This is a genomic window from Erwinia pyrifoliae DSM 12163 (assembly GCF_000026985.1).
Classification (GTDB): Bacteria; Pseudomonadota; Gammaproteobacteria; order Enterobacterales; family Enterobacteriaceae; genus Erwinia; species Erwinia pyrifoliae.
In genome coordinates this window covers 2,388,644-2,411,680 of record NC_017390.1, presented here as the reverse complement: position 1 = coordinate 2,411,680, position 23,037 = coordinate 2,388,644, and the positions used below count along the sequence as shown (strand labels likewise).

The window sequence follows — 23,037 nt, the reverse complement described above, 5'->3', positions numbered from 1 at the left end:
AAGTGATACCAGAAACAGGCTGGCGCTCAGGCTTTACGGCTCACCGATCTGGCGCTTATCGCCTGGCCATCCGGGCCATAAAATTTTTGCGAATGATACGGCTTGAGTACCTGCAACGCCTGCTCGTTATGTTTGATTTGATGGTTGAGCAGCATCCCGTTGTGCGTGTTGGTATCGCGCAGCTTCAACGTGTTGGCCTGAATCGCGGTCCAGCGCTGCGCCAGTTCAGGATGGCGGCTGTAAGGCTCGTACAGTCCGGCGTTCTTTTCCGCATCCCGGCGCATCTGTTCAAGGAAGCTTAGCGTTGCCAGCAGCGAACTTTTATCTTCGGTAATGCGCTGTAATAAGCTGCTATTGATCTGACCCGCCGAAAGCTGCTCTTGCTCAGCATTCATTACCCCGGCCAGCGAAGAAAGCACTTCCAGCATTTTATCAAGCGCATTCTGCAGCTTATCCATGTTGTTAATGACCTTGCAGTGTTTCTTTGGCTTGCTGGATCAGCGCGTCGGCAATTTTGCCGCTGTCCATCTTCAGTTCGTCATTGCGAATGGCGGTTCTAAGCTCTTCCACGCGAACGGTGTTGATGTCCTGTGAGCTGGCTTTTGATAACTGGGACTGTGCACCGCTTAACAGCACCTGGGTGCCGCTGGCAACAGAGGGTTTGCTCTCGGCCGAACGCGCTTTGGGCGGAGTCGCGTCATTGGTTTCGCGCGGTTGAACGCTGCTGGCCGGTTTCATGGGCTGGGTTCTGTCGATGCTCATTTCAGGTTCCTCTGATTCAGGCATTCGCTATGCCTGCTGTTCGTTATTCTGATTATATTATGCGTGTTACTTCCACTATCGGCAGAACTGGCGTGTTCTTTAGCGTTTTATAGCGATATCAGAATATTCCCATCAGCATCGATCTTACCGGTCACGATTTGTCCCGAATTCATTCTTACTCTCACCGACTGCATAGCGGCGGCATTGTTCATCGCTTTACCTTCGCTGTTGATGGTAAAACCCTCACCGCTGGCGTAGACAGTCACCGTCTGACCCGCCTTCACGCGCCAGGGCTGGCGCATCATCATCATCGTCACCGGCTGGCCCGCCGTGATAGCGCGCAGGGCGATAGCCCCCGTGGCGTCATCGGCACGTAGCAGCGTGCGGGCCGGCAGGGTGTCCAGCCGGCCATGCTCAATGCGCACATCGCTGGCGCTAATCACCTCTCCCTGTGACAGCTGGCGGGTGGCTATCAGATAGCTTCCGGTTACCTGCAGCTGCACCTGAATATAGCGCCGGTTGTGCTCACAGTTAGCCGCCACGCTGATATAGCCCCACATGCGGCTATTCGCCGGCAGAGAGAATTGCGGGTTGTCACAGGCTGGCCACATGTCTTTTGCCGTTTTCACCACCACCTTGAGCTTATCGGCGCTGGTGCCGTTTTGTTCATAGCGGCTTTTGAAAAACTGACTGAGCTGCGCGGGTAAATCACCGGCGCTGGCGGTAGCGCTAAGCAGGGAAATCAGGGCGGCCAGCAGCAGGGTAAATCTTGCCATCACGAATACCTGTTAATCATCATGACACCGATTCTAACCGTACGCGTGCCGGGTCAAGGCGCAAATTAGCGACGGTTTTTAGCGCTATTCAAGCGATAGGCTTTGCGCGCGAAGATTATGCTGTCAGCTGTGAATTTTCACTTGCGGAGGACGCATGCTCGACAAACTGGACGCAGCACTGAGGTTTAACACCGAAGCCCTGAATCTGCGTGCACAACGGCAGGAAATCCTGGCATCCAACATCGCTAATGCCGACACGCCGGGTTATCAGGCGCGTGATATCGATTTCGCCAGCCAGTTAACTAAAGCGGTTGAACACGGGCGCGCGCAGGGTTCCGGAATGTCGTTGACGGTGACGTCGGCACGCCATATTCCTGCAGAAACGCAACAGCCACCCTCGATGGATCTGATGTATCGCATTCCCGATCAGCCCGCATCAGACGGCAACACGGTAGATATGGATCGGGAACGTACAGAATTCGCCGACAACAGCCTGAAATATCAAACGGATTTGACCCTAATCAGTAGTCAAATCAAGGGCATGATGTCGGCTCTACAGGGGCAATAAATAATGGCACTTACCCGTATTTTCGATATTGCCGGTTCGGCGATGGCTGCGCAATCGCAGCGTCTTAACGTCAGCGCCAGTAATCTGGCCAATGCTGACAGCGTGACCGGGCCGGATGGTCAGCCTTACGTGGCGAAGCAGGTGGTCTTTCAAACCAACGCCGCGCCCGGATCGCCGACCGGAGGTGTAAGAGTGGCCGAGGTCATTAACGATCCGACGCCGGCAAAGCTGGTATACGAGCCGGGTAATCCGATGGCCGATGCCAGGGGCTACATTAAAATGCCGAATGTGGATGTGGTAGCAGAAACGGTGAATACCCTGTCGGCCTCGCGCAGTTATCAGGCCAACGTTGAGGTGTTAAACACCGTAAAACAGATGATGATGAAAACCTTAACGATGGGTCAATAAGGAACTTGCCGATGAGCATTGCCGTAGGCGTAAACGAAAAACAGGCGGCCACCACGCTGACGTCGTCTTCCTCCTCCTCCTCTGACACGTCAGCGGCGGATCTGCAGAATAACTTTCTGACGCTGCTGGTGACCCAGCTGAAAAATCAGGACCCCACTAACCCGATGGATAACGCTCAGTTGACAACACAGCTGGCGCAAATCAACACCCTGAGCGGCGTTGAGAGGCTGAATACCACACTGGGTTCCATTTCCGGCCAGATCACCAGCGGTCAGTCGTTACAGGCTTCCACGCTCATCGGTCATGGCGTGATGCTGAATGGAACACAGATTTTAGCGGGCGGCGGTACCACCACGCCGTTCGGCGTAGAGCTGGCGCAGGCCAGCACCAGTACCACCGCGACGATGACCGATGCCAGCGGAAAAGTGGTGCAAACCATTGACCTGGGTGCGCAAACTGCCGGTGTGCATACCTTCGAATGGGACGGTAAGGCCAGCGATGGCACCACCGCTGCAGATGGTAAATATACCGTTGCCATCAGCGCCAGCAACGGCAGCGGACAGCTGGTGGCGCAGCCGCTCAACTACGCCCTGGTCAGCGGCGTAAGCAGCAACTCAAGCGGGGCAGTGCTGGATCTGGGCACCATGGGAACCACCACCCTGGAAAAAGTCCGTCAGATTATTTAATCCACTAATTTATTTTTCAGGAGTGACTACATGGGCTTTTCACAAGCGGTAAGCGGTTTAAACGCCGCATCCAGCAACCTCGACGTTATTGGTAACAACATTTCCAACTCCGCAACGGCAGGATTTAAATCCAGCACCGTGGCCTTTGCCGACATGTTTGCCGGTTCTAAAGTCGGCCTGGGAACAAAAGTCGCATCAGTCGTGCAGGACTTTAACGACGGTACCACCACCAATACCAGTCGCGGGCTTGATGTTGCCATCAGCTCAGCGGGCTTCTTCCGTATGGCCGATGCCAACGGCGGCGTTTTCTACAGCCGAAACGGGCAGTTTACCCTCGACCAGAATCGCAACATCGTTAACATGCAGGGCCTGCATTTGACCGGTTACCCGGCAACCGGAACCCCGCCAACCGTGCAGACCGGGGCGAATCCGGTGGCGCTTAGCGTGCCAGCTACGGCGATGGCGGCGAAAGCCACCACCACCGCTGCGATGACCGCTAACCTGAACTCCACGGATGCGGTGAAGAACTACGCGAATCTGAATATAAACGATTCAACGACTTACAATGCCAAGTCTTCGATGACCGCCTTTGACTCGCTGGGCAACGCGCACACGGTAAACCTCTACTTTGTCAAAACTGCCGATAACAACTGGACGGTGCACCCGGTGGATGCCTCTACCGGTACTGCAGGCGCTGATACCAATCTGGTGTTTAACGCGAATGGTCAACTAGTTACGCCAAACAACGGTCAGGTCAGTTTCACCATGGGCCAGCTGAATGGTTCTAATGGCCCGACCACGCTGAATGTCAATCTGACCGGCAGCCAGCAGCAAAACAACGGTAAAAGCACCTTTGGTAACCCGACACAGGACGGCTACAAGCCCGGTGAACTGACCAGCTATCAGATCAACGATGACGGTACGCTGGTCGGAACCTATTCCAATGAGCAGACCCAGGTGCTCGGTCAAATCGTGCTGTCCAATTTTGCCAACCCGGAAGGTTTGAAGTCTGAAGGCGATAACGTGTGGTCAGCGAGCGCAGCATCTGGCCAGGCGTTGAGCGGCATCGCTGGTACCGGCAACCTCGGTACGCTGACCGCCGGAGCGCTTGAGTCGTCCAACGTCGATCTGAGTAAAGAACTGGTCAATATGATCGTTGCACAGCGTAACTATCAGTCGAACGCTCAGACCATCAAAACTCAGGATCAGATCCTGAACACGTTGGTCAACCTGCGTTAATTCGCTTAACAGGATCGTCTTATGGATCACGCGATATATACCGCCATGGGGGCGGCAAGTCAGACCCTCGATCAGCAGGCGGTAACCGCCAGCAACCTGGCCAACGCCTCGACCCCTGGCTTCCGTGCGCAGCTTAACGCCGCGCGCGCGGTGCCGGTGGAAGGGCTTTCGTTGCCGACGCGCACGCTGGTGACCGCCTCTACGCCGGGAGCGGATATGTCCCAGGGGGCGCTGGATTACACCGAACGTGCGCTGGACGTGGCGATGCAGGGTGATGGCTGGCTGGCGGTACAGAACGATGATGGCACCGAGGCTTACACCCGCAACGGTAATATGCAGGTCAGTCCGACCGGGCAGCTTACCGTGCAGGGCAAAGCGGTGATGGGCGACGGCGGGCCGATTGCCATTCCGCAAGGCGCGCAGATAACCATCGCTGCTGACGGCTCTATTACCGCGCTGAACCCCGGCGATGCGCCGAACGCTACCGTGCAGCTGGGCAAACTGAAACTGGTCAAAGCCGTGGGTAATGAACTGACGCGCGGTGATGACGGCATGTTTCGCGTTTCAGCCGCCGCGCAGGCGCAGCGCGGTGCCACGCTGCCGCTTGACCCGACGGTGAAAGTGATGCCCGGCGTACTGGAAGGCAGTAACGTTAAGGCCACGCAAACCATGGTCGATATGATCGCCAATGCCCGCCGCTTTGAAATGCAGATGAAAATCATTTCCAGCGTCGACGAAAATGAACAAAAAGCCAACCAGCTGCTGTCAATGGGCTGACCGGAGGAGTAAAGCATGATCCGTTCTCTATGGATTGCCAAAACCGGCCTTGACGGCCAGCAGACCAATATGGACGTTATCGCCAACAACCTGGCCAACGTCAGCACTAACGGCTTCAAGCGCCAACGCGCGGTGTTCGAAGACTTGATGTATCAAACGCTGCGCCAGCCGGGCGCACAGTCATCTGAGCAAACCACGCTGCCTTCCGGCTTGCAGATTGGTACCGGGACGCGTCCTGTTGCCACCGAACGCCTGCACAACCAGGGCAACCTGTCGCAGACCGATTCGTCAAAAGACGTGGCTATCAACGGCCAGGGCTTCTTTTCCGTGCAGTTGCCGGACGGCACCGCAGCCTATACCCGTGACGGTTCTTTCCAGACCGACCAGAACGGTCAGTTAGTGACCAGCGCCGGTTTCCCGGTGCAGCCCGCGATCGTTATCCCGGCTAACTCCCTGAGTATGACCATCAGCCGTGACGGCGTGGTGAGCGTGACGCAGCAGGGCCAGGCCAATCCGGTACAGGTCGGCCAGCTGACCCTCAGCACCTTTATGAACGATGCCGGGCTATCGAGCATGGGTGAAAACCTGTACCAGGAAACGCAAGCCTCCGGTGCGCCTAACGAAAGTAACCCTGGCAATAACGGAGCCGGTACGCTGTATCAGGGCTATGTGGAAACCTCCAACGTTAACGTAGCGGAAGAGCTGGTCAGCATGATCCAGACTCAGCGCGCCTACGAGATTAACAGTAAGGCTATCAGTACCTCCGATCAGATGCTGGCCAAACTGACGCAGATTTAATCTGGCAACAGACGGGTTAACCGTCGCGGGTGCCGGGCATCTCCGCCCGGCCCGTTGATAAAATATTCACGTAATGAAAGGTTTATTTCCATGGCACGGCAGGTCTCATTGTCTGGACGTTGGTTAGTAGCCACCTTGCTGCTGACGCTCAACGGTTGTGCGTTAGTTCCCCGTAAGCCACTGGTCGAAGGTTCGACAACGGCTCAGCCGCTGCCCGCTTCACCCGCCATGGTCAACGGCTCCATTTTTCAGGGCGTGATGCCGATGAACTACGGCTACCAGCCGCTGTTTGAGGATCGGCGTCCGCGCAATATTGGCGACACATTAACCATCACGCTGCAGGAAAATGTCAGCGCCAGCAAAAGTTCTTCTGCCAATGCCGGGCGCGACGGCAGCGCCGAATTTGGCCTGACCGCCACGCCGCGTGCGCTGGTTGGCCTGCTCGGTGGCGATAAAGCCACCCTTGGCGGAAGCGGTAAAAATGATTTTGAAGGCAAAGGTGGCGCGACCGCCAAGAACACCTTCACCGGTACCATCACCGTCACCGTCAATCAGGTATTGCCCAATGGCAACCTGAACGTGGTCGGTGAAAAGCAGATTGAAATTAATCAGGGAACAGAGTTTATCCGCTTCTCTGGCGTCGTTAACCCGCGCACGATTAGCGCCAGTAACAGCGTTGTTTCAAGCCAGGTGGCAGATGCGCGTATTGAATACGTCGGTAACGGCTATATCAACGAAGCACAAACCATGGGCTGGCTGCAGCGGTTCTTCCTGAACATATCACCGATGTAAGAGGCTCCAATGCGTAATGTACTGATTCGAACCGCCCTGCTGCTCATGCTGGCATTAAGCGCCCTGGCCCAGGCCGATCGTATTCGCGATCTCACCACCGTGGGTGGGGTGCGTGAAAATTCCCTGATTGGCTACGGTCTGGTGGTGGGGCTGGACGGCACCGGCGACCAGACTACCCAGACTCCGTTTACTACGCAGAGTTTGAGTAACATGCTGTCGCAGTTAGGCATCACCGTGCCGGCCGGCACCAATATGCAGCTGAAAAACGTGGCGGCGGTGATGGTAACGGCGAAACTGCCGGCGTTTGGCCGCCAGGGGCAGGTGGTGGATGTGGTGGTTTCCTCGCTGGGCAATGCCAAGAGTTTGCGCGGCGGTACATTGCTGATGACCCCGCTAAAAGGGGTGGATAACCAGGTCTATGCGCTGGCACAGGGCAACATTTTGATCGGTGGTGCCGCCGTCGCCGCCGGCGGCAACGCCGTGCAGGTCAACCAGGTTAACGGTGGGCGTATTACCGGTGGTGCCACCATCGAGCGCGAACTGGCGAATAACTTCGGCACCAGCAACGTGGTCAGTCTGTTTCTGAACCAGGAAGATTTTGGCATGGCCCAACGCATCAGCGATGCGATTAACAGCCGTGGCGGCTACGGTATGGCGCAGGCGGTAGACGGTCGCACCGTACAGATCCGTACCAGCGCCAATAATACCTCGCAGGTGCGTCTGCTGGCCGATATTCAGAATATCGATGTTTCCGCACCGGTTCAGGATGCCAAAGTGATTATCAACTCGCGCACCGGCTCGGTAGTGATGAACCGCGAAGTGATGCTGACACAGTGTGCCATTGCGCAGGGCAGCCTGTCGGTCACGGTCAACCAGACCCAGAACGTCAACCAGCCCAATACGCCGTTTGGCGGTGGTCAGACGGTGGTGACGCCGCAGACGCAGATTGATATGCGCCAAAGCGGCGGCGCGCTGCAAACCGTTAATGCCAGCGCCAATCTGAACAGCGTGGTGCGCGCCATGAACGCGCTGGGCGCGAAACCCATCGACCTGATGTCTATCCTACAGGCGATGCAGAGCGCCGGTTGTCTGCATGCCAAACTGGAAATTATCTGATGAGTGACCACAGCCAGTCTCTGACGAGCGCGGCCTATGACAGCCGCTCGCTCAACGACCTGAAACGTTTAGCCACCAGTGACCCCAAAGCGCATGCGCGTGAGGTGGCTAAACAGGTAGAGGGGATGTTTGTGCAGATGATGATGAAAAGTATGCGGCAGGCGCTGCCGCAGGATGGCCTGCTAAGCACCGAGCAGACGCGGCTTTACACATCGATGTACGATCAGCAGATTGGCCAGCAGATCGGGGCGAAAGGCTTAGGCCTTGCTGACCTTATCGTTAAACAGATGGAAATCCAGAAGGTGCCGGATGAGAAAGCCGGCACGGTGCCGATGCCGCTGGATAAAAGCGTTATCAACCGACTGCCGCCATCAGAGATGGAGCAGATGGTGCGTAAAGCGGTACCGCGTTTCTCTGGTAACGAGATGCCGCTGTCCGGTGACAACGGCGACTTTATCGCCAGACTGATGCAGCCCGCCCAGGCGGCCAGTGAACAGAGTGGGATCCCGCACCATCTGATCCTCGCCCAGGCGGCGCTGGAATCCGGCTGGGGACAACGGCAGATCCTCACGCGTGACGGGAAACCGAGCTACAACCTGTTTGCCATCAAAGCGACGGGCAGCTGGCAGGGTAAAACCACTGAAGTGATGACCACGGAATATGAGGGCGGTGCAGCGAAGAAGGTGAAGCAAACGTTCCGCGTCTACGACTCTTATTTCGAGGCGCTAAACGATTACGTGAACTTACTGAGTAACAACCCGCGCTATGCGGCGGTGACCCGCGCCTCGTCGCCGGAGCAGGGAGCAAAGGCCCTGCAGGCTGCGGGTTACGCTACCGACCCGAACTACGCGCAAAAGCTGGTTGGCATGATCCAGCAGTTCAAAAACATGGGCGAAAAAGTGGTCAAAGCCTATAGCCAGGATTTGGGTGATTTGTTTTAGAATTTTTGCCGAAACCGTTCAAGTTTACCGCAACTTTACCGATAACCTCTTCAGGCCGGATCTGAGTTAACCCTTTACCGGCAAAAGAATCGTCAATGCTGGCGCTGCAGTTGCCGGTTAACAAGGACCCGACATGTCAAACTTAATTAATACCGCGATGAGCGGATTGAGCGCTTCATCGGCTGCGCTTAACACCACCAGTAACAACATCACCAACTATGCCGTTACCGGTTATTCACGCCAGACCACGGTGCTGAACCAGAGCGCCAGTACCCTCAGCGGTGGTAACTACTATGGTAATGGTGCGGCCGTCTCCAGCGTATATCGCGAATATGACCAGTTCATCAACAAGCAACTATTGGCCGCCAGTACTCAGTCGAGCGCTCTCAGCACGCAGGCTGGCCAGATGTCAAATATTGACGATATGATGTCCGGTACCACCAATACCCTGTCGACCACTATTCAGGATCTCTTTAAATCGCTGCAAACCCTTGCCAGCAATGCCAGCGATTCCTCATCCCGCCAGGCTGTTCTGGGTAAAGCCGAAGGGCTGGTTAATCAGTTCAAAGCGACCGATACCTACCTGACCAATGTGGATAGCGGCCTGAACACCTCGGTGAAGTCTACGGTCGAACAGGTCAATAATTACGCCAAACAGATTGCCAATGTTAACCAGCAGATCGCCAAGCTGAAAGGCGCGGGCGCTGGCAGTGAGCCGAACGATCTGCTGGATAAGCGCGATCTGCTGGTCAGCCAGCTGAACAAGCTGGTGGGCGTCAACGTGAGCCAGCAGGATGGCGGCAGCTACAGTATCAGCATCGGCAACGGCATTTCTCTGGTTCAGGGCGACCGCTTTGAACAGCTCGCGGCCGTTCCTTCCAGCGCCGATCCGGCCCGCACCACTATTGCCAACGTTGACTCCGTCACCGGGGCGAAAACTGAAATAGCAGAATCTCAGTTCACCAGTGGTTCACTCGGGGGATTACTGGCATTTCGCCACGATCTTGAAGGCGTGCGCAATCAGATTGGCCAGCTGGCGCTGGCGCTGGGCAGCAGCTTTAATACCCAGCATCAGGCCGGGGTTGACAGCGACGGCGATAAAGGTGAAGCCTTCTTTAAACTTGGCAATCCATCAGCGATGTCCAACAGCCTGAACAAAGGCAATGCCAGCCTGTCAGTAGCGTATGACGCCAGTAAAACCGGTGATGTCAAAGCATCCAACTACAAAATGACCCTGGAAAACGGTAGCTGGAACGTGGTTCGACTGTCGGATAACAGCAAGGTCAAGGACGTGGACACCAGCACGGACGGCACCTTAAAGTTTGACGGACTGACGGTCACCGTTGGCGCTACCGGTACCGCGCAAAATAATGACAGTTATATCATCAAGCCCGTCAGCAGCGTGATCTCGGGTATGAGCGTCAACATCACCGATGCGGCAAAGCTGGCCGCGTCCAGCCCCACAGGCGGCGAGAGCAATAATGAGAACGTCAAGTCGCTGCTGGGGTTACAAACCCAGGATTTGATTAACGGCAAAAGTACCCTGACGCAGGCCTATGCCAGTCTGGTGGCCGACGTCGGTAACAAAACCAGCTCGCTGGAGGCCACCAACACCACTCAGTCAGCGGTGGTCAAACAGCTGACCAGTCAGCAGCAGTCGGTATCCGGCGTCAACCTTGACGAAGAGTATTCCAACCTGGCGCGCTATCAGCAGTACTACATGGCAAATGCCCAGGTATTGCAGACGGCTTCCACCCTATTCCAGTCGCTGCTTACAGCGGTCAGCTAATTTTTGAACAAGGATTAACCATGCGACTCAGTACCGGCATGATATACGACCAGCAGATACAGGGCATCCAGTCTGCCAATAGCAGCTGGTTAAAGGCAGGCAATGAACTGGCTACCGGCAATCGCGTCAACAAGCCGTCGGATGACCCGGTAGCTGCGGCTCAGGCCGTTGTGCTCTCGCAGGCGCAGTCAGAAACATCGCAGTATGAAACCGCGCGTGTTTTCGCTACGCAAAATCAGTCGACTGAAGAGACCACGCTAAAACAGGTGGCGGATGTGGTGATCAGTGCACAGACTACCGTGGTGGCAGCCTCCACCGGGACTCTGTCCGGCGAAGACCGCGCGTCTTACGCCACGCAGTTAGAAGGTATTCGTGGCCAGCTGCTGAACCTGGCCAACAGCACGGACGGCAACGGCCGCTACATGTTTGCCGGTTACCAAAGTGATAAAGCCCCATTTACCAGCGATGCCGGGGGCAAAGTCACCTATATCGGTGGAAATGTCCCGATCGCGCAAAAAGTCGATGCCAGCCGCACGCTGGTGACTAACCATACCGGTAAGCAGGTCTTTGACTCGCTAACCAGCGATGCGGTAAAAGAGCCAGACGGCGCGGCAAGTGAAAGCAATATTTTTACTATCCTGGACACGGCGATTAAATCACTCAAGGTGTCACTGACGGGTGCGGACAAGGCCACGGTTGATGCCGATGGCGAAGTTATGGCTAAGGTTAACCGTGGTCTGCGTAATGTACTGAACAACGTGTCGAGCGTACGCTCTGAAATTGGCACTAATCTGCAGGAACTGTCCAACCTTGATTCGAAAGGGGACGACACCGCCCTGAGTCTAAAAACCCAGATGAGTTCACTGGTGGGCGCCGATACGACGGAGGCTATCTCCGAATATACCCTGCAGCAGGCCGCCTTAAAGGCTTCTTATACCGTATTCCAGCAGATGTCGAAGCTGTCACTGTTTAGCCTCAATGCGTAAACCATTTACGACGTAATGAACGCGCCATAAACGTGGCCGTTTATTTTACCCGCTCTCAGTAGATCTCTGCTGTTAGCGGGTTTTTTTTGCGCCAGTTTCCGTGGCGCGCAGCCTGAAGCCGCCTCCGGGGAGCATCAGAGTTGCTGGCGTTAGCGTAAAGCATGAGTTGCGAAAGCGCAGCACAACACTGCGGTGGGCATCAGAGTTGGGGCGCAGCAAAACGGGCGCATAAAAAAAGCCCCGGCCAGAAGGACGGGGCTTCAACTCAGCGGTTAGAGCCTGTTACGGGCGGGTTGCCGGAGCCGTAGCCTGATGGCTGGCTGCATGCGCGCCTGCCGCTCCCTTACCTTCAAAGTTGAAGGCCGGACGAACCCAGTCGCTGCGACGTGCAGGTTCTGGCTGATAAGCCGGAGCCGGCGCTTTGGTCATCGGGGCGGTAGCATGATGCTTATAGCGACCCGCCTGCACGGTCGCGGCGTCAACCGGTTCATCACGCACCGGAACCGGCGCATGAGGTTCTGCCGCTGCTGAAGGCTGTTGCGCCGATGCGTCAGCCGCGTTCAGCACCCTGGCAACCTGCTGCTCAACCTCTGTGCTGACTTCCACAGGGGCTACGCGGCTGGCTGCTGCCTGCTGTGCGGAAACGTCCACCGATTTATCAGTTACAGCGTCTGCGGGTTCAGGCTTCACTTCTTCAGCCGGGACGGCTTCGGCTGCCGTTTCTGCCGCTACTGCTTCATCCACAGCGGAAATCACAGCAGGCTGCTGATTGACCGGTGCATCAATAGCCGCAGTGTCTTCGGCCGTTACCGGGGTGATCTCAGGCAGATGGACTGACGCTGCTTCAACAACCTGTACAGCTTCAGCCTGTTCAACCGCCGGAGCTGCTTCAACCGCCGGAGCTGCTTCAACCGCCGGGGCTGCTTTAACCGCCGGNGCTGGTTGAACCGCCGGAGCTGGTTGAACCGCCGGAGCTGGTTGAACCGCCGGAGCTGNTTCAACCGCCGGGGCTGCTTTAACCGCCGGAGCTGNTTCAACCGCCGGGGCTGGTTGAACCGCCGGAGCTGGTTGAACCGCCGGAGCTGGTTNAACCGCCGGGGCTGGTTGAACCGCCGGAGCTGGTTGAACCGCCGGAGCTGGTTGAACCGCCGGAGCTGGTTNAACCGCCGGGGCTGGTTGAACCGCCGGAGCTGGTTGAACCGCCGGAGCTGGTTGAACCGCCGGNGCTGGTTGAACCGCCGGAGCTGGTTGAACCGCCGGAGCTGGTTCAACCGCCGGAGCTGCTTCAACCGCCGGAGCTGCTTCAACCGCCGGAGCTGCTTCAACCGCCGGAGCTGCTTCAACCGCCGGAGCTGGTTCAACCGCCGGNGCTGGTTCAACCGCCGGAGCTGGTTCAACCGCCGGAGCTGGTTCAACCGCCGGAGCTGCAACGCTTTCCGTCACGCTGGCGTGCATTGCAACGGTTGCCGCCGTGTCCAGCGCATCCCGCTGGGCGATATCTGCATGACCGTAGGCAGGCACCACAGAATGTGGATGCTCTTCATGGGTTTCATGGTCGCTCACCTGGGCTACCGGATAGGAGATCCACACTTTACCTGACGCCGATTCTGGCGATGCGGCGGCGTGAGCCAGCGGCATTGGTGACTGTGTTGGATAGCGCTCGTCACGGTAGCGACGGCGGCGCTGACCGCTAACCCGCAGGTGGCGCGGAGAGCGGCGAGAGCGGCGAGGGATACTGTTGCCATCGCGATCGTCGTGATCTTCCGTTTCCACCACGGGCTGGGTAACGGCTGGAACAGCCGGCACAGCCGGTTCACTCTCTTGTGGCGCGAACGAACGGGCTGCAGTCTGTTCAGCGGTTTCGATACGCACTTTCTGGTTTAGCTGGCGCTGTTTACGGCGCGGCATCACCTGTACGCTCTCCTCCAGAACTTCTGGAGCCGGCACGTTTTCGACTACCGGCTCAGGGATCTTCTCTTCCTGCACCAGAGAACGTTTTTCTTCCTGGTTTTGACCAGAACGCCGACGCTGGCGATCCTGACGTGGCTGGCGCGGCTGAGTGGTTTCACTGCGCTCAAACTCGTCCGGCACCATACGCTCACTACGTGCATCGGTCTGCTGAGGATTGCGACGTTGATTATTACGGCGGTCTTCACGACCTTCGCGGGCTTCGTTATTACGCTCACGCGGTGCGCGTTCGCTCTGCGCTGCGCTGCGTTCGTTACGCTCTGCGCTGCGATCGTTGCGTTCACCGCTGCGATCATTACGCTCGTTGCGATCGCCGTTACGGTCACGACGGTTATTCTGGCGGCGATGGTTACGACGCTCGCCGCGCGGAGCCGATGCTTCAGCGCTTTTCTCTTCAGCCACCGGCGGCTGTGGCTGTTCCGCTGGCTTCTCTGGCGCAGCAAACAGTTTTTTCAGGCTGCTAACGATGCGGCTAACCAGACCCGGCTGGGCTGAAGCAGGGGCTGGGGTTTTAACAGCGGCCTTTGGCGCGGCGGGTTCAGCAACGGCTTCCTGCAGTGCCGGTGGCGCATCTGGCATCACAAAAGCGGCGAGGGCAGGCTGCTCCGGGCTTTTGCGCTCGGCATGTTCTTCTTCAGAAGGCAGCGCCATTTCAGCTTCATGCAGTTTCGGCAGATGATAGCTTAAGGTCTGGGTTTCTTCGCCACTGCGAACGCGCAGTACCGAATAGTGCGGAGTCTGCATGTTATCGTTTGGTACGATAATGGCACGTACGCCGCCCTGGCGTTTCTCAATGGCGCTTACCGCATCACGCTTCTCGTTCAGCAGGTAGGAGGCCACCTGTACCGGCACGATGGCGTGGACTTCTTTGGTATTCTCTTTCAGCGCTTCTTCTTCAATCAGGCGCAGAATAGAGAGCGCCAGCGATTCATTATCACGAATAGTGCCGGTGCCGCTACAGCGCGGGCATACGTGATGGCTGGACTCACCCAGTGACGGACTGAGACGTTGACGTGACATTTCCAGCAGGCCGAAACGGGAAATATGGCCGATCTGGATACGCGCACGATCCTGGCGTACCGCTTCGCGCAGGCGATTTTCAACCGCACGCTGATGGCGAACCGGGGTCATGTCGATAAAGTCGATGACGATCAGGCCACCGAGGTCACGCAGACGCAGCTGGCGGGCAATCTCGTCGGCAGCTTCAAGGTTGGTGTTAAAAGCTGTCTCTTCGATGTCACCGCCCCGGGTGGCGCGAGCGGAGTTGATATCGATGGCGGTCAGCGCTTCGGTGGTATCAATAACAATCGAGCCGCCTGATGGCAGGCGCACTTCACGCTGGAAGGCGGATTCAATCTGCGATTCGATCTGGTAATGGCTGAACAGCGGTATTTCACCGGTATAAAGCTTGATTTTGCTGCTGAAATCCGGACGTCCCAGTGCGGCGATATGCTGGCGTGCCAGCTCCAGCACTTTCGGGTTATCAATCAGGATTTCGCCAATGTCCTGGCGCAGATAGTCGCGGAAGGCACGTACGATGACATTGCTTTCCTGATGGATCAGGAACGGAGCCGGGCGGCTGTCAGCGGCTTTCTTGATCGCTTCCCAATGCTTGATGCGGAAACCTAAATCCCACTGTAAGGCTTCGGCGGATTTGCCCACGCCTGCAGTGCGCACAATCAGGCCCATGCCGTCGGGTAGCTCAAGCGAAGAGAGCGCTTCTTTCAGTTCAGTACGGTCATCACCCTCAATGCGGCGCGAAATGCCGCCAGCACGCGGGTTATTCGGCATCAATACCAGATAACTGCCCGCCAGACTGATAAAGGTGGTCAGAGCGGCGCCTTTATTGCCACGCTCTTCTTTATCAATCTGAACAATCACTTCCTGGCCTTCACGCAGCACATCTTTGATATTAGGACGGCCGTGAGCATGGTAATGAGAAGGGAAGTATTCGCGGGATATTTCTTTCAGAGGCAGGAAACCATGCCTTTCGGCGCCATAATCAACAAATGCGGCTTCAAGACTGGGTTCAATACGGGTGATCTTGCCTTTATAGATGTTGGCTTTTTTCTGTTCGTGTCCCGGGCTTTCAATATCCAGGTCGTACAGGCGCTGTCCATCGACAAGGGCAACACGCAACTCTTCTTGCTGAGTCGCGTTTATCAGCATTCTTTTCATCGTAACTTACTCATTATTCTTACATTATTGACAAAGCTACGGGCAAAGTAACGCTGGACGTGAGGAACCGATGACCCCGTGTCTTATCGCAAAGCCGTCAACCTCCCGGTTGTCGCCAGCTCAAGGGGTGCAAATACTCGGTAGCCTGTTTTACATATGGAAAAACAGCGCTTTGAAGGGGGCCGCCAGTGAATGACCAGGAGAACCAATCCCGCTTTATCGTCCAGGCTGCAACCCGCAGCCCGCTAAATGCCTGATTGCTCACTACGTCTTACGCCATTGCTGCGCGTGTGGGCTATCCGGCAAAATTGCTTATTACACCCTGTCGCTTTCGCCTGCCATTGTGCAGCACGACGAAAATCCTGGGTTTACGCTATTTATTCCCCTGTCTTCACAAGTTATAGCGTCAAAAAACGTAAACATTATTTCATCGCTAAGCAGGTGATCGCAAGGTGACTTTATCCGCGAGGCCATGTTTCTTACAGTTTTCAGAATATATTGCAGTGCTTTTCAGCAAATTGTCTAAAAACCGTTCATAACCCGGCAGCGATAACCGTCTCAGTCAGTTAAGCACATAAAAAGAGGTGGCGCTATCACAGCGCACTATTTAGAATCGCCAACCATGAAAACCAATACACCAGCCGTACATTTTATTGCCATTTCTGCTGATGAAGCGGGACAGCGCATTGATAACTTTTTGCGTACCCAGTTGAAAGGGGTGCCGAAAAGCATGATTTATCGCATTTTGCGTAAGGGCGAAGTGCGGGTGAACAAAAAGCGCATCAAACCAGAATATAAACTTGAGGCCGGGGACGAAGTGCGCATCCCTCCGGTGCGCGTGGCTGAACGCGAAGAGGAAAATGTTTCGCCTAAGTTGGCCAAAGTCGCCGCGCTGGAAGCCGCTATTATTTTTGAAGATGATTATCTTCTGGTCATGAATAAGCCTTCCGGCACGGCGGTTCATGGCGGCAGCGGCCTGAGCTTTGGGGTGATTGAAGGGCTGCGCGCCCTTCGCCCGGATGCGCGTTTTCTCGAATTGGTGCACCGCCTGGATCGTGATACCTCAGGCATTTTGCTGGTAGCGAAAAAACGCTCCGCTCTGCGATCGCTGCATGAGCAGCTGCGCGAGAAGGGGATGCAGAAAGATTATCTGGCGCTGGTACGCGGCCAGTGGCCGTCCCATGTGAAAGCGGTTCGTGCGCCACTGCTGAAAAACATTTTGCAAAGCGGCGAGCGGGTGGTCAAGGTAAGCAGTGAAGGCAAACCGTCTGAAACGCTGTTTAAAGTGGAAGAGCGCTACGCTATCGCCACGCTGGTGAAAGCCAGTCCGGTGACCGGACGCACACACCAAATCCGTGTGCACACGCTGCATGCCGGACATCCGATTGCCTTAGACGACCGCTACGGCGAAACTGAATTTGACCAGCAGCTCAGTAGTACCGGCCTTAAACGACTGTTTTTACATGCCGCCGCATTGCGCTTTACCCACCCGAATACCGGGGAGATAATGCGCGTGGAAGCGCCGCTTGATGAACAGCTGAAGCGTTGCCTGGCGGCGTTGCGAAAAACGGCCATCACCGGCTGACAGCCGGTGTGCTACGGCGGCATCCCGCTGGCGGGCTATCAGCCGGCCAGCGGGTTAAGCCCGGCTTTTCTTAGCATCTCTGCCAGCGCAATCAGCGGCAGCCCGACCAGCGTATTCGGGTCGCGGCCTGATAAGCGGTCAAACAGCGCTATTCCCAGCCCCTCACTTTTGAAACTGCCCGCGCAGTCCAGCGGTTGCTCTTTACGCACGTAGTTTGCCATTTCATCCTCGCTTAGCGTCCGGAAATGGACGCTAAAGGGTTCGCACAAAAGCTGCATGGTAGCGTCACGGCTGTCAAACAGGGCCAGGCCGGTGTAAAACACCACGCGTTGACCACTGGCGGCGCGCAGCTGCGCAAGGGCGTTTGCTTCATCGTGTGGCTTGCCGCAGATTTTACCGTCAAGCACGCATACCTGATCGGCACCGATAATCAAATGGTCAGGGAAAAGGGGGGCCAGCGCCCGCGCTTTAGCGGCGGCCAGGCGCGTGACCAATTCAGTAGCCGGCTCCTCCGCCCGTGGCGTTTCGTCTGTTTCGGGTGCTGCGCTGATAAAAGGCAGCTGCAGCTTGCTTAATAAAGCTTTGCGATAGGTTGAAGTAGAGGCTAATACCAGTTGCCGCATAATTTTTTCCAGAATATATAGCGAATCATTGTCAGACATTTTAAACTATGCGCCGCACTGGATGCGAATCATGGGTGAAAGATGTCGTCATGCGGCCTTTTTCTTTGACTCTATGTCGTTACAAAGTTAATATGCGCGCCCTATGCAAAAGGTAAAATTACCCCTGACTCTCGATACGGTTCGTACCGCTCAGAAACGCCTGGATTATCAGGGTGTTTACACCCCTGAACAGGTTGAGCGGATTGCCGAATCGGTAGTGAGTGTGGACAGTGATGTAGAATGTGTCATGTCGTTCGCTATTGACAATCAGCGTCTGGCCGTACTGAAAGGTACTGCCGAGGTTTCTGTAACGCTGTGCTGTCAACGCTGCAACAAGAATTTTCCACAACATGTCCACGTATCGTACTGTTTCAGCCCGGTCGTCACTGACGAACAGGCCGAAGCACTGCCGGAAGCGTACGAGCCGATCGACGTCAACGAGTTTGGCGAAACCGATCTGCTGGCGATGGTTGAGGATGAAATCATCCTCGCCCTGCCTGTCGTTCCGGTGCATGATTCTGAACACTGTGAAGTGTCCGAGGCGGACATGGTCTTTGGTAAGTTGCCTGCAGAGGCAGAAAAGCCAAATCCATTTGCCGTATTAGCCAGTTTAAAGCGTAAGTAATAGGAGTAAGGTCCATGGCCGTACAACAGAATAAACCAACCCGTTCCAAGCGTGGCATGCGTCGTTCACACGATTCCCTGACCACTGCAGCACTTTCCGTAGATAAAGTTTCTGGCGAAACTCATCTGCGTCACCACATCACTGCGGATGGTTACTACCGTGGTCGCAAGGTCATCGTAAAGTAATTCCGCAGCTCGCGGCGCTACTTTGAAACGTTTGACCCTGGCGATAGATGCCATGGGCGGGGACTTCGGCCCCCGCGTGACGGTGCCTGCATCACTGCAGGCACTGGCTTCTGACCCGCAATTGCGTCTTCTTCTGGTCGGCGATACCGACATCATCACGTCATTACTTGCCACAGCGGATTCAGCCTTACGGGCGCGCCTGCAAATTATTGCTGCCGAATCGGTTATTGCCAGTGATGCCAGGCCTTCTCAAGCGATCCGCGCCAGTCGTGGTTCGTCCATGCGCGTGGCGCTGGAGCAGGTAAAAGAAGGGCGGGCGCAGGCCTGCATCAGTGCGGGTAATACCGGTGCGCTGATGGGGCTGGCAAAATTATTATTAAAACCGCTGGACGGCATCGATCGCCCGGCGCTAATGACCGTGTTACCGCACCAGCAGCAGGGTAAAACCTTGGTGTTGGATTTAGGCGCTAACGTTGATTCGGACAGCGCCATGCTGGTGCAGTTTGCCGTAATGGGTGCGGTGGTGGCTGAAGAAGTATTAGCCATCAACCGGCCCCGGGTGGCTTTGATCAATATTGGTCAGGAAGAGAGTAAAGGGTTAACTTCCATTCGTGACGCTGCGGCCAAACTGCGCGCTTCAGCGGACATTAACTTTATCGGCTACCTTGAAGGTAACGATCTCCTTACCGGTAAGACGGACGTGCTGGTCTGTGATGGGTTTGTTGGCAACGTCACGCTGAAAACGATGGAAGGCGTGGTTAGAATGTTCCTTTCGCTGTTGAATTCACAGGGCGAAGGTAAAAAAAGGGCCTGGTGGCTGAGATTACTGGGGCGCTTCTTACAGAAGCGTCTGGCGAAGAAATTCGGTCATCTCAACCCTGACCAGTACAATGGCGCTTGTCTGTTAGGATTACGTGGCACCGTAATAAAAAGTCATGGTGCCGCTAATCAACGCGCATTTACCGTGGCGATCCAACAGGCAGAGCAGGCGGTGCGGCGGCAAGTTCCTGAGCGGATTGCTGCGCGCCTTCAAGCTGTATTACCTAAGAGTGACTGAGCGTACATGTATACGAAGATTATCGGTACGGGCAGCTATTTGCCCGAACAGGTGCGGACTAACGCCGATCTGGAAAAAATGGTGGATACGTCAGACGAGTGGATTGTCACTCGTACCGGCATCCATGAACGTCGCATCGCCGGCCCGGATGAAACCGTGGCAACCATGGGCTTTCAGGCAGCCATGCGTGCGCTGGAGATGTCCGGTATCGATAAAAACGACATTGGTCTGATCGTCGTCGCTACCACCTCCTCCAGTCACGCTTTCCCCAGTTCAGCCTGCATGATCCAGCAGATGCTGGGAATTGATGATGCGGCTTCATTCGACCTTGCGGCAGCCTGTGCAGGCTTTACCTACGCCTTAAGCGTGGCCGATCAGTACATCAAAAATGGTGTGGTCAAAAATGCGCTGGTGATCGGTGCCGACGTATTGGCACGTATGCTGGATCCCAACGATCGCAGCACCCTGATTTTGTTCGGTGACGGAGCCGGAGCCGTGGTGCTGGGAGCCAGCGAAGAGCAGGGCATTATCTCTACCCACCTGCACGCGGACGGGCGCTATGGCCAGCTGTTAACGCTGACTAATCAGGATCGCCAACGTCAGGAAAACCCGTCTTATGTCACCATGGCCGGCAATGAAGTATTTAAAGTTGCTGTGACCGAGCTGGCGCATATCGTTGAAGAAACCCTGCAGGCGAATAACCTTGATCGCACCGCGATTGACTGGCTGGTACCGCATCAGGCTAATCTGCGCATTATCAACGCCACCGCCCGCAAGCTGGGTATGGATATGGACAAAGTCGTGGTAACGCTTGACCGCCATGGCAATACGTCTGCGGCTTCGGTTCCTTCGGCGCTGGATGAAGCGGTACGCGATGGTCGTATTCAGCGTGGGCAGCTGGTTCTGCTGGAAGCTTTTGGTGGCGGGTTTACCTGGGGTTCGGCGCTGGTTCGCTTTTGATAAAAAAAGTAATGGCGATTAACAGGAAATAACAATGACGCAATTTGCAATGGTATTCCCGGGACAGGGTTCACAAACAACAGGCATGCTGGCCGATCTGTCTGTGGCCAATCCCCTGGTAGAGAAAACCTTCCGTGAAGCCTCTGATGCACTGGGTTACGACCTCTGGCAGCTGGTGCAGCAAGGCTCTGCTGCAGAATTGAACAAAACCTGGCAAACTCAGCCCGCCTTGCTGGCTGCCTCTGTTGCCATTTTCCGCGTTTGGCAGGAAAAAGGCGGAAAAGCGCCCGCAATACTTGCAGGGCATAGCCTTGGTGAGTACAGTGCGCTGGTTTGTGCAGGCGTCATTGCGTTTGCAGATGCAATAAAACTGGTAGAGCTGCGCGGCAAACTGATGCAGGAAGCCGTTCCTGAAGGAACTGGCGCGATGCAGGCTATCATTGGTCTGGACGATGAATCAATTGCCCGAGCTTGTGAAGAATCCGCGCAGGGGCAGGTGGTGTCGCCGGTGAATTTCAACTCGCCGGGCCAGGTAGTGATTGCGGGCAATAAAGAAGCGGTGGAGCGCGCGGGTGCAGCATGTAAAGCTGCCGGTGCCAAGCGTGCATTACCGTTGCCGGTCAGCGTGCCTTCTCACTGTGCATTAATGAAGCCCGCAGCGGATAAACTGGCGGTTGCTCTGCAACAGTTGACCTTTAATGCGCCAGTCTTCCCGGTGGTCAACAACGTTGACGTGAAGATCGAGACCGCGCCTGAAGCAATCCGCAGCGCACTGGTGCGTCAGCTTTATAGTCCGGTACGCTGGACGGAAAGCGTAGAATTTATTGCCCGGCAGGGTGTCACTACCCTGCTGGAAGCGGGTCCGGGCAAAGTGCTGACCGGACTGACTAAGCGTATTGTGGACGCGCTAACGGCGGCGGCGGTTAACGACCAGGCCAGCCTGTCAGCGGCGCTTGAACAGTAACACGGAGAAATAACATGAGCTTCGAAGGAAAAATCGCGCTGGTTACCGGTGCAAGTCGCGGCATTGGTCGTGCTATTGCAGAAACCCTGGTGGCACGCGGTGCTAAAGTGGTGGGGACGGCGACCAGCCAAAGCGGTGCCGATGCCATCAGCAGCTATCTGGGCGATAACGGTAAAGGGCTGCTGCTGAACGTGACCGACGCAACTTCCATTACCAACGTGTTGGAAAATATTCGCGCCGAGTTTGGCGAAGTGGATATTTTAGTCAATAATGCAGGCATCACGCGTGATAATCTTCTGATGCGCATGAAGGATGATGAGTGGCAGGATATTCTTGACACCAATCTGACTTCCGTATTCCGTTTGTCAAAATCGGTAATGCGAGCGATGATGAAAAAACGTGCGGGTCGAATTATTACCATTGGCTCCGTAGTTGGAACAATGGGTAATGCGGGTCAGGCAAACTACGCGGCAGCAAAAGCGGGTTTGATTGGCTTTAGCAAGTCACTGGCGCGCGAAATTGCGTCTCGTGGCATCACTGTTAACGTCGTGGCACCTGGTTTTATTGAAACCGACATGACGCGCGCGCTGAGCGAAGAACAGCGCGCGGGCATTCTGGCGGAAGTGCCTGCAGGTCGTCTCGGCAGCGCGCAGGAAATCGCCAATGCCGTTGCATTTTTAGCCTCTGACGAAGCAGCCTACATCACCGGTGAAACGCTGCACGTCAATGGCGGAATGTATATGGTTTAAAAATCACGAAATGATTTGCGTTGTTTAGGGCAAAAGCCGCAAAATAGCGTAAAATCGTGGTTTGACCAGCCGAGATTTAGTTGCATCTTTTTCAACATTTTATACACTACGAAAACCATCGCGAAAGCGAGTTTTGATAGGAAATTTAATAGTATGAGCACTATCGAAGAACGCGTTAAGAAAATCATTGGCGAGCAGCTGGGCGTTAAGCAGGAAGAAGTTGTTAATACTGCCTCTTTTGTGGAAGATTTGGGCGCTGATTCTCTTGATACCGTTGAGCTGGTAATGGCTCTGGAAGAAGAGTTCGATACCGAGATCCCGGACGAAGAAGCTGAGAAAATCACTACCGTTCAGGCTGCTATTGATTATATCAATGGTCACCAGGCGTAAGTGAGCATCTCCAGGCGGTCATTCGACCGCCTGAGTTTTATCTGAACATCCCACACAGTGTCAATCTTTCCCTCCC

Annotated in this window: 24 protein-coding genes; 19 read left to right on the top strand and 5 right to left on the bottom strand. The window is 55.6% G+C overall.

What is annotated here, in order from left to right; all coding sequences use genetic code 11:
* Positions 1–26: 26 nt before the first annotated feature.
* The 3 genes from flgN to flgA form a co-directional block, all read right to left on the bottom strand.
* Positions 27–458, bottom strand: a complete 432-nt coding sequence (flgN, locus tag EPYR_RS10890; protein ID WP_012668458.1) for a flagellar export chaperone FlgN — start codon at positions 456–458, stop codon at positions 27–29.
* Between the two features lie 4 nt (positions 459–462).
* Positions 463–762: a flagellar biosynthesis anti-sigma factor FlgM gene (gene flgM / locus EPYR_RS10885; RefSeq protein WP_012668457.1), complete on the bottom strand. Its 300-nt coding sequence runs from the start codon at positions 760–762 to the stop codon at positions 463–465.
* Between the two features lie 107 nt (positions 763–869).
* A complete protein-coding gene (gene flgA / locus EPYR_RS10880) occupies positions 870–1,538 on the bottom strand; it encodes a flagellar basal body P-ring formation chaperone FlgA (RefSeq protein ID WP_012668456.1) in 669 nt (222 codons plus the stop codon).
* 154 nt (positions 1,539–1,692) lie between these two features.
* On the opposite strand from flgA, the gene flgB reads away from it, so the two are divergent.
* The 11 genes from flgB (at position 1,693) to flgL (ending at position 11,638) form a co-directional block, all read left to right on the top strand.
* Entirely contained in the window at positions 1,693–2,106 is a 414-nt protein-coding gene (gene flgB / locus EPYR_RS10875; RefSeq protein ID WP_012668455.1) for a flagellar basal body rod protein FlgB, read from the top strand.
* A gap of 3 nt (positions 2,107–2,109) precedes the next feature.
* Positions 2,110–2,514 carry a flagellar basal body rod protein FlgC gene (gene flgC, locus EPYR_RS10870; protein WP_012668454.1) on the top strand — a complete coding sequence of 135 codons (405 nt, stop codon included), beginning with the start codon at positions 2,110–2,112 and terminating at the stop codon, positions 2,512–2,514.
* 11 nt (positions 2,515–2,525) lie between these two features.
* Positions 2,526–3,200 carry a flagellar hook assembly protein FlgD gene (gene flgD / locus EPYR_RS10865; protein ID WP_012668453.1) on the top strand — a complete coding sequence of 225 codons (675 nt, stop codon included), beginning with the start codon at positions 2,526–2,528 and terminating at the stop codon, positions 3,198–3,200.
* 30 nt (positions 3,201–3,230) lie between these two features.
* Positions 3,231–4,439: a flagellar hook protein FlgE gene (flgE, locus tag EPYR_RS10860; protein WP_012668452.1), complete on the top strand. Its 1,209-nt coding sequence runs from the start codon at positions 3,231–3,233 to the stop codon at positions 4,437–4,439.
* 21 nt (positions 4,440–4,460) lie between these two features.
* Positions 4,461–5,216, top strand: a complete 756-nt coding sequence (locus EPYR_RS10855) for a flagellar basal body rod protein FlgF (RefSeq protein ID WP_012668451.1) — start codon at positions 4,461–4,463, stop codon at positions 5,214–5,216.
* 15 nt (positions 5,217–5,231) lie between these two features.
* Positions 5,232–6,014: a flagellar basal-body rod protein FlgG gene (gene flgG / locus EPYR_RS10850; protein WP_012668450.1), complete on the top strand. Its 783-nt coding sequence runs from the start codon at positions 5,232–5,234 to the stop codon at positions 6,012–6,014.
* A 90-nt stretch (positions 6,015–6,104) separates the two neighbouring features.
* Positions 6,105–6,806, top strand: a complete 702-nt coding sequence (locus tag EPYR_RS10845) for a flagellar basal body L-ring protein FlgH (RefSeq protein WP_012668449.1) — start codon at positions 6,105–6,107, stop codon at positions 6,804–6,806.
* 9 nt (positions 6,807–6,815) lie between these two features.
* Positions 6,816–7,922 (top strand): flagellar basal body P-ring protein FlgI, encoded by a 1,107-nt coding sequence (locus EPYR_RS10840; RefSeq protein WP_012668448.1) that lies wholly within the window; start codon positions 6,816–6,818, stop codon positions 7,920–7,922.
* On the top strand, positions 7,922–8,863 hold the full coding sequence (flgJ, locus tag EPYR_RS10835) for a flagellar assembly peptidoglycan hydrolase FlgJ (RefSeq protein WP_012668447.1): 942 nt from the start codon (positions 7,922–7,924) through the stop codon (positions 8,861–8,863). Before EPYR_RS10840 ends, flgJ begins: the two co-directional genes overlap by 1 nt.
* A 133-nt stretch (positions 8,864–8,996) precedes the next feature.
* Positions 8,997–10,652, top strand: a complete 1,656-nt coding sequence (gene flgK, locus EPYR_RS10830; protein ID WP_012668446.1) for a flagellar hook-associated protein FlgK — start codon at positions 8,997–8,999, stop codon at positions 10,650–10,652.
* A gap of 20 nt (positions 10,653–10,672) precedes the next feature.
* Positions 10,673–11,638, top strand: a complete 966-nt coding sequence (flgL, locus tag EPYR_RS10825) for a flagellar hook-associated protein FlgL (protein ID WP_012668445.1) — start codon at positions 10,673–10,675, stop codon at positions 11,636–11,638.
* A gap of 282 nt (positions 11,639–11,920) precedes the next feature.
* Here flgL and rne read toward each other — a convergent pair whose 3' ends face one another.
* Entirely contained in the window at positions 11,921–15,784 is a 3,864-nt protein-coding gene (gene rne, locus EPYR_RS10820) for a ribonuclease E (RefSeq protein ID WP_014539069.1), read from the bottom strand.
* Positions 15,785–16,406: 622 nt separating this feature from the next.
* On the opposite strand from rne, the gene rluC reads away from it, so the two are divergent.
* A complete protein-coding gene (gene rluC, locus EPYR_RS10815) occupies positions 16,407–17,369 on the top strand; it encodes a 23S rRNA pseudouridine(955/2504/2580) synthase RluC (protein WP_012668443.1) in 963 nt (320 codons plus the stop codon).
* A gap of 38 nt (positions 17,370–17,407) precedes the next feature.
* Here the strand turns inward: rluC and EPYR_RS10810 are convergent, their stop codons facing one another.
* Positions 17,408–17,992 (bottom strand): Maf family protein, encoded by a 585-nt coding sequence (locus EPYR_RS10810; RefSeq protein ID WP_081441641.1) that lies wholly within the window; start codon positions 17,990–17,992, stop codon positions 17,408–17,410.
* A 142-nt stretch (positions 17,993–18,134) separates the two neighbouring features.
* Here EPYR_RS10810 and yceD point away from each other — a divergent pair, with 142 nt between their 5' ends.
* From yceD to acpP, 7 genes are all read left to right on the top strand, one after another.
* On the top strand, positions 18,135–18,656 hold the full coding sequence (gene yceD / locus EPYR_RS10805) for a 23S rRNA accumulation protein YceD (RefSeq protein ID WP_004169475.1): 522 nt from the start codon (positions 18,135–18,137) through the stop codon (positions 18,654–18,656).
* Positions 18,657–18,670: 14 nt separating this feature from the next.
* Complete coding sequence (rpmF, locus tag EPYR_RS19265; protein WP_004157101.1) at positions 18,671–18,841, top strand: 50S ribosomal protein L32; 171 nt, start codon at positions 18,671–18,673, stop codon at positions 18,839–18,841.
* 22 nt (positions 18,842–18,863) lie between these two features.
* Positions 18,864–19,898: a phosphate acyltransferase PlsX gene (gene plsX / locus EPYR_RS10795; protein ID WP_012668441.1), complete on the top strand. Its 1,035-nt coding sequence runs from the start codon at positions 18,864–18,866 to the stop codon at positions 19,896–19,898.
* 6 nt (positions 19,899–19,904) lie between these two features.
* Complete coding sequence (locus EPYR_RS10790; RefSeq protein WP_012668440.1) at positions 19,905–20,858, top strand: beta-ketoacyl-ACP synthase III; 954 nt, start codon at positions 19,905–19,907, stop codon at positions 20,856–20,858.
* 34 nt (positions 20,859–20,892) lie between these two features.
* The gene (gene fabD, locus EPYR_RS10785) at positions 20,893–21,822 is read left to right on the top strand and encodes an ACP S-malonyltransferase (RefSeq protein WP_012668439.1); all 930 of its coding nucleotides are present in this window, start codon (positions 20,893–20,895) and stop codon (positions 21,820–21,822) included.
* Positions 21,823–21,836: 14 nt separating this feature from the next.
* Positions 21,837–22,571 (top strand): 3-oxoacyl-ACP reductase FabG, encoded by a 735-nt coding sequence (gene fabG / locus EPYR_RS10780; protein ID WP_012668438.1) that lies wholly within the window; start codon positions 21,837–21,839, stop codon positions 22,569–22,571.
* Positions 22,572–22,724: 153 nt separating this feature from the next.
* Positions 22,725–22,961 (top strand): acyl carrier protein, encoded by a 237-nt coding sequence (gene acpP, locus EPYR_RS10775; protein ID WP_004157115.1) that lies wholly within the window; start codon positions 22,725–22,727, stop codon positions 22,959–22,961.
* Positions 22,962–23,037 lie beyond the last annotated feature (76 nt).

Bases quoted from the DNA above. Each gene is read 5' to 3' on its own strand.
- yceD (WP_004169475.1), top strand. From the start codon at position 18,135: ATGCAAAAGGTAAAATTACCCCTGACTCTCGATACGGTTCGTACCGCT.
- flgK (WP_012668446.1), top strand. From the start codon at position 8,997: ATGTCAAACTTAATTAATACCGCGATGAGCGGATTGAGCGCTTCATCG.
- EPYR_RS10845 (WP_012668449.1), top strand. From the start codon at position 6,105: ATGGCACGGCAGGTCTCATTGTCTGGACGTTGGTTAGTAGCCACCTTG.
- flgD (WP_012668453.1), top strand. From the start codon at position 2,526: ATGAGCATTGCCGTAGGCGTAAACGAAAAACAGGCGGCCACCACGCTG.
- flgJ (WP_012668447.1), top strand. From the start codon at position 7,922: ATGAGTGACCACAGCCAGTCTCTGACGAGCGCGGCCTATGACAGCCGC.
- flgE (WP_012668452.1), top strand. From the start codon at position 3,231: ATGGGCTTTTCACAAGCGGTAAGCGGTTTAAACGCCGCATCCAGCAAC.
- flgN (WP_012668458.1), bottom strand. From the start codon at position 458: ATGGATAAGCTGCAGAATGCGCTTGATAAAATGCTGGAAGTGCTTTCT.
- EPYR_RS10790 (WP_012668440.1), top strand. From the start codon at position 19,905: ATGTATACGAAGATTATCGGTACGGGCAGCTATTTGCCCGAACAGGTG.
- EPYR_RS10855 (WP_012668451.1), top strand. From the start codon at position 4,461: ATGGATCACGCGATATATACCGCCATGGGGGCGGCAAGTCAGACCCTC.
- acpP (WP_004157115.1), top strand. From the start codon at position 22,725: ATGAGCACTATCGAAGAACGCGTTAAGAAAATCATTGGCGAGCAGCTG.
- EPYR_RS10840 (WP_012668448.1), top strand. From the start codon at position 6,816: ATGCGTAATGTACTGATTCGAACCGCCCTGCTGCTCATGCTGGCATTA.
- flgC (WP_012668454.1), top strand. From the start codon at position 2,110: ATGGCACTTACCCGTATTTTCGATATTGCCGGTTCGGCGATGGCTGCG.
- rluC (WP_012668443.1), top strand. From the start codon at position 16,407: ATGAAAACCAATACACCAGCCGTACATTTTATTGCCATTTCTGCTGAT.
- rpmF (WP_004157101.1), top strand. From the start codon at position 18,671: ATGGCCGTACAACAGAATAAACCAACCCGTTCCAAGCGTGGCATGCGT.
- EPYR_RS10810 (WP_081441641.1), bottom strand. From the start codon at position 17,992: ATGCGGCAACTGGTATTAGCCTCTACTTCAACCTATCGCAAAGCTTTA.
- flgA (WP_012668456.1), bottom strand. From the start codon at position 1,538: ATGGCAAGATTTACCCTGCTGCTGGCCGCCCTGATTTCCCTGCTTAGC.
- flgG (WP_012668450.1), top strand. From the start codon at position 5,232: ATGATCCGTTCTCTATGGATTGCCAAAACCGGCCTTGACGGCCAGCAG.
- flgL (WP_012668445.1), top strand. From the start codon at position 10,673: ATGCGACTCAGTACCGGCATGATATACGACCAGCAGATACAGGGCATC.
- fabD (WP_012668439.1), top strand. From the start codon at position 20,893: ATGACGCAATTTGCAATGGTATTCCCGGGACAGGGTTCACAAACAACA.
- flgM (WP_012668457.1), bottom strand. From the start codon at position 762: ATGAGCATCGACAGAACCCAGCCCATGAAACCGGCCAGCAGCGTTCAA.
- flgB (WP_012668455.1), top strand. From the start codon at position 1,693: ATGCTCGACAAACTGGACGCAGCACTGAGGTTTAACACCGAAGCCCTG.
- fabG (WP_012668438.1), top strand. From the start codon at position 21,837: ATGAGCTTCGAAGGAAAAATCGCGCTGGTTACCGGTGCAAGTCGCGGC.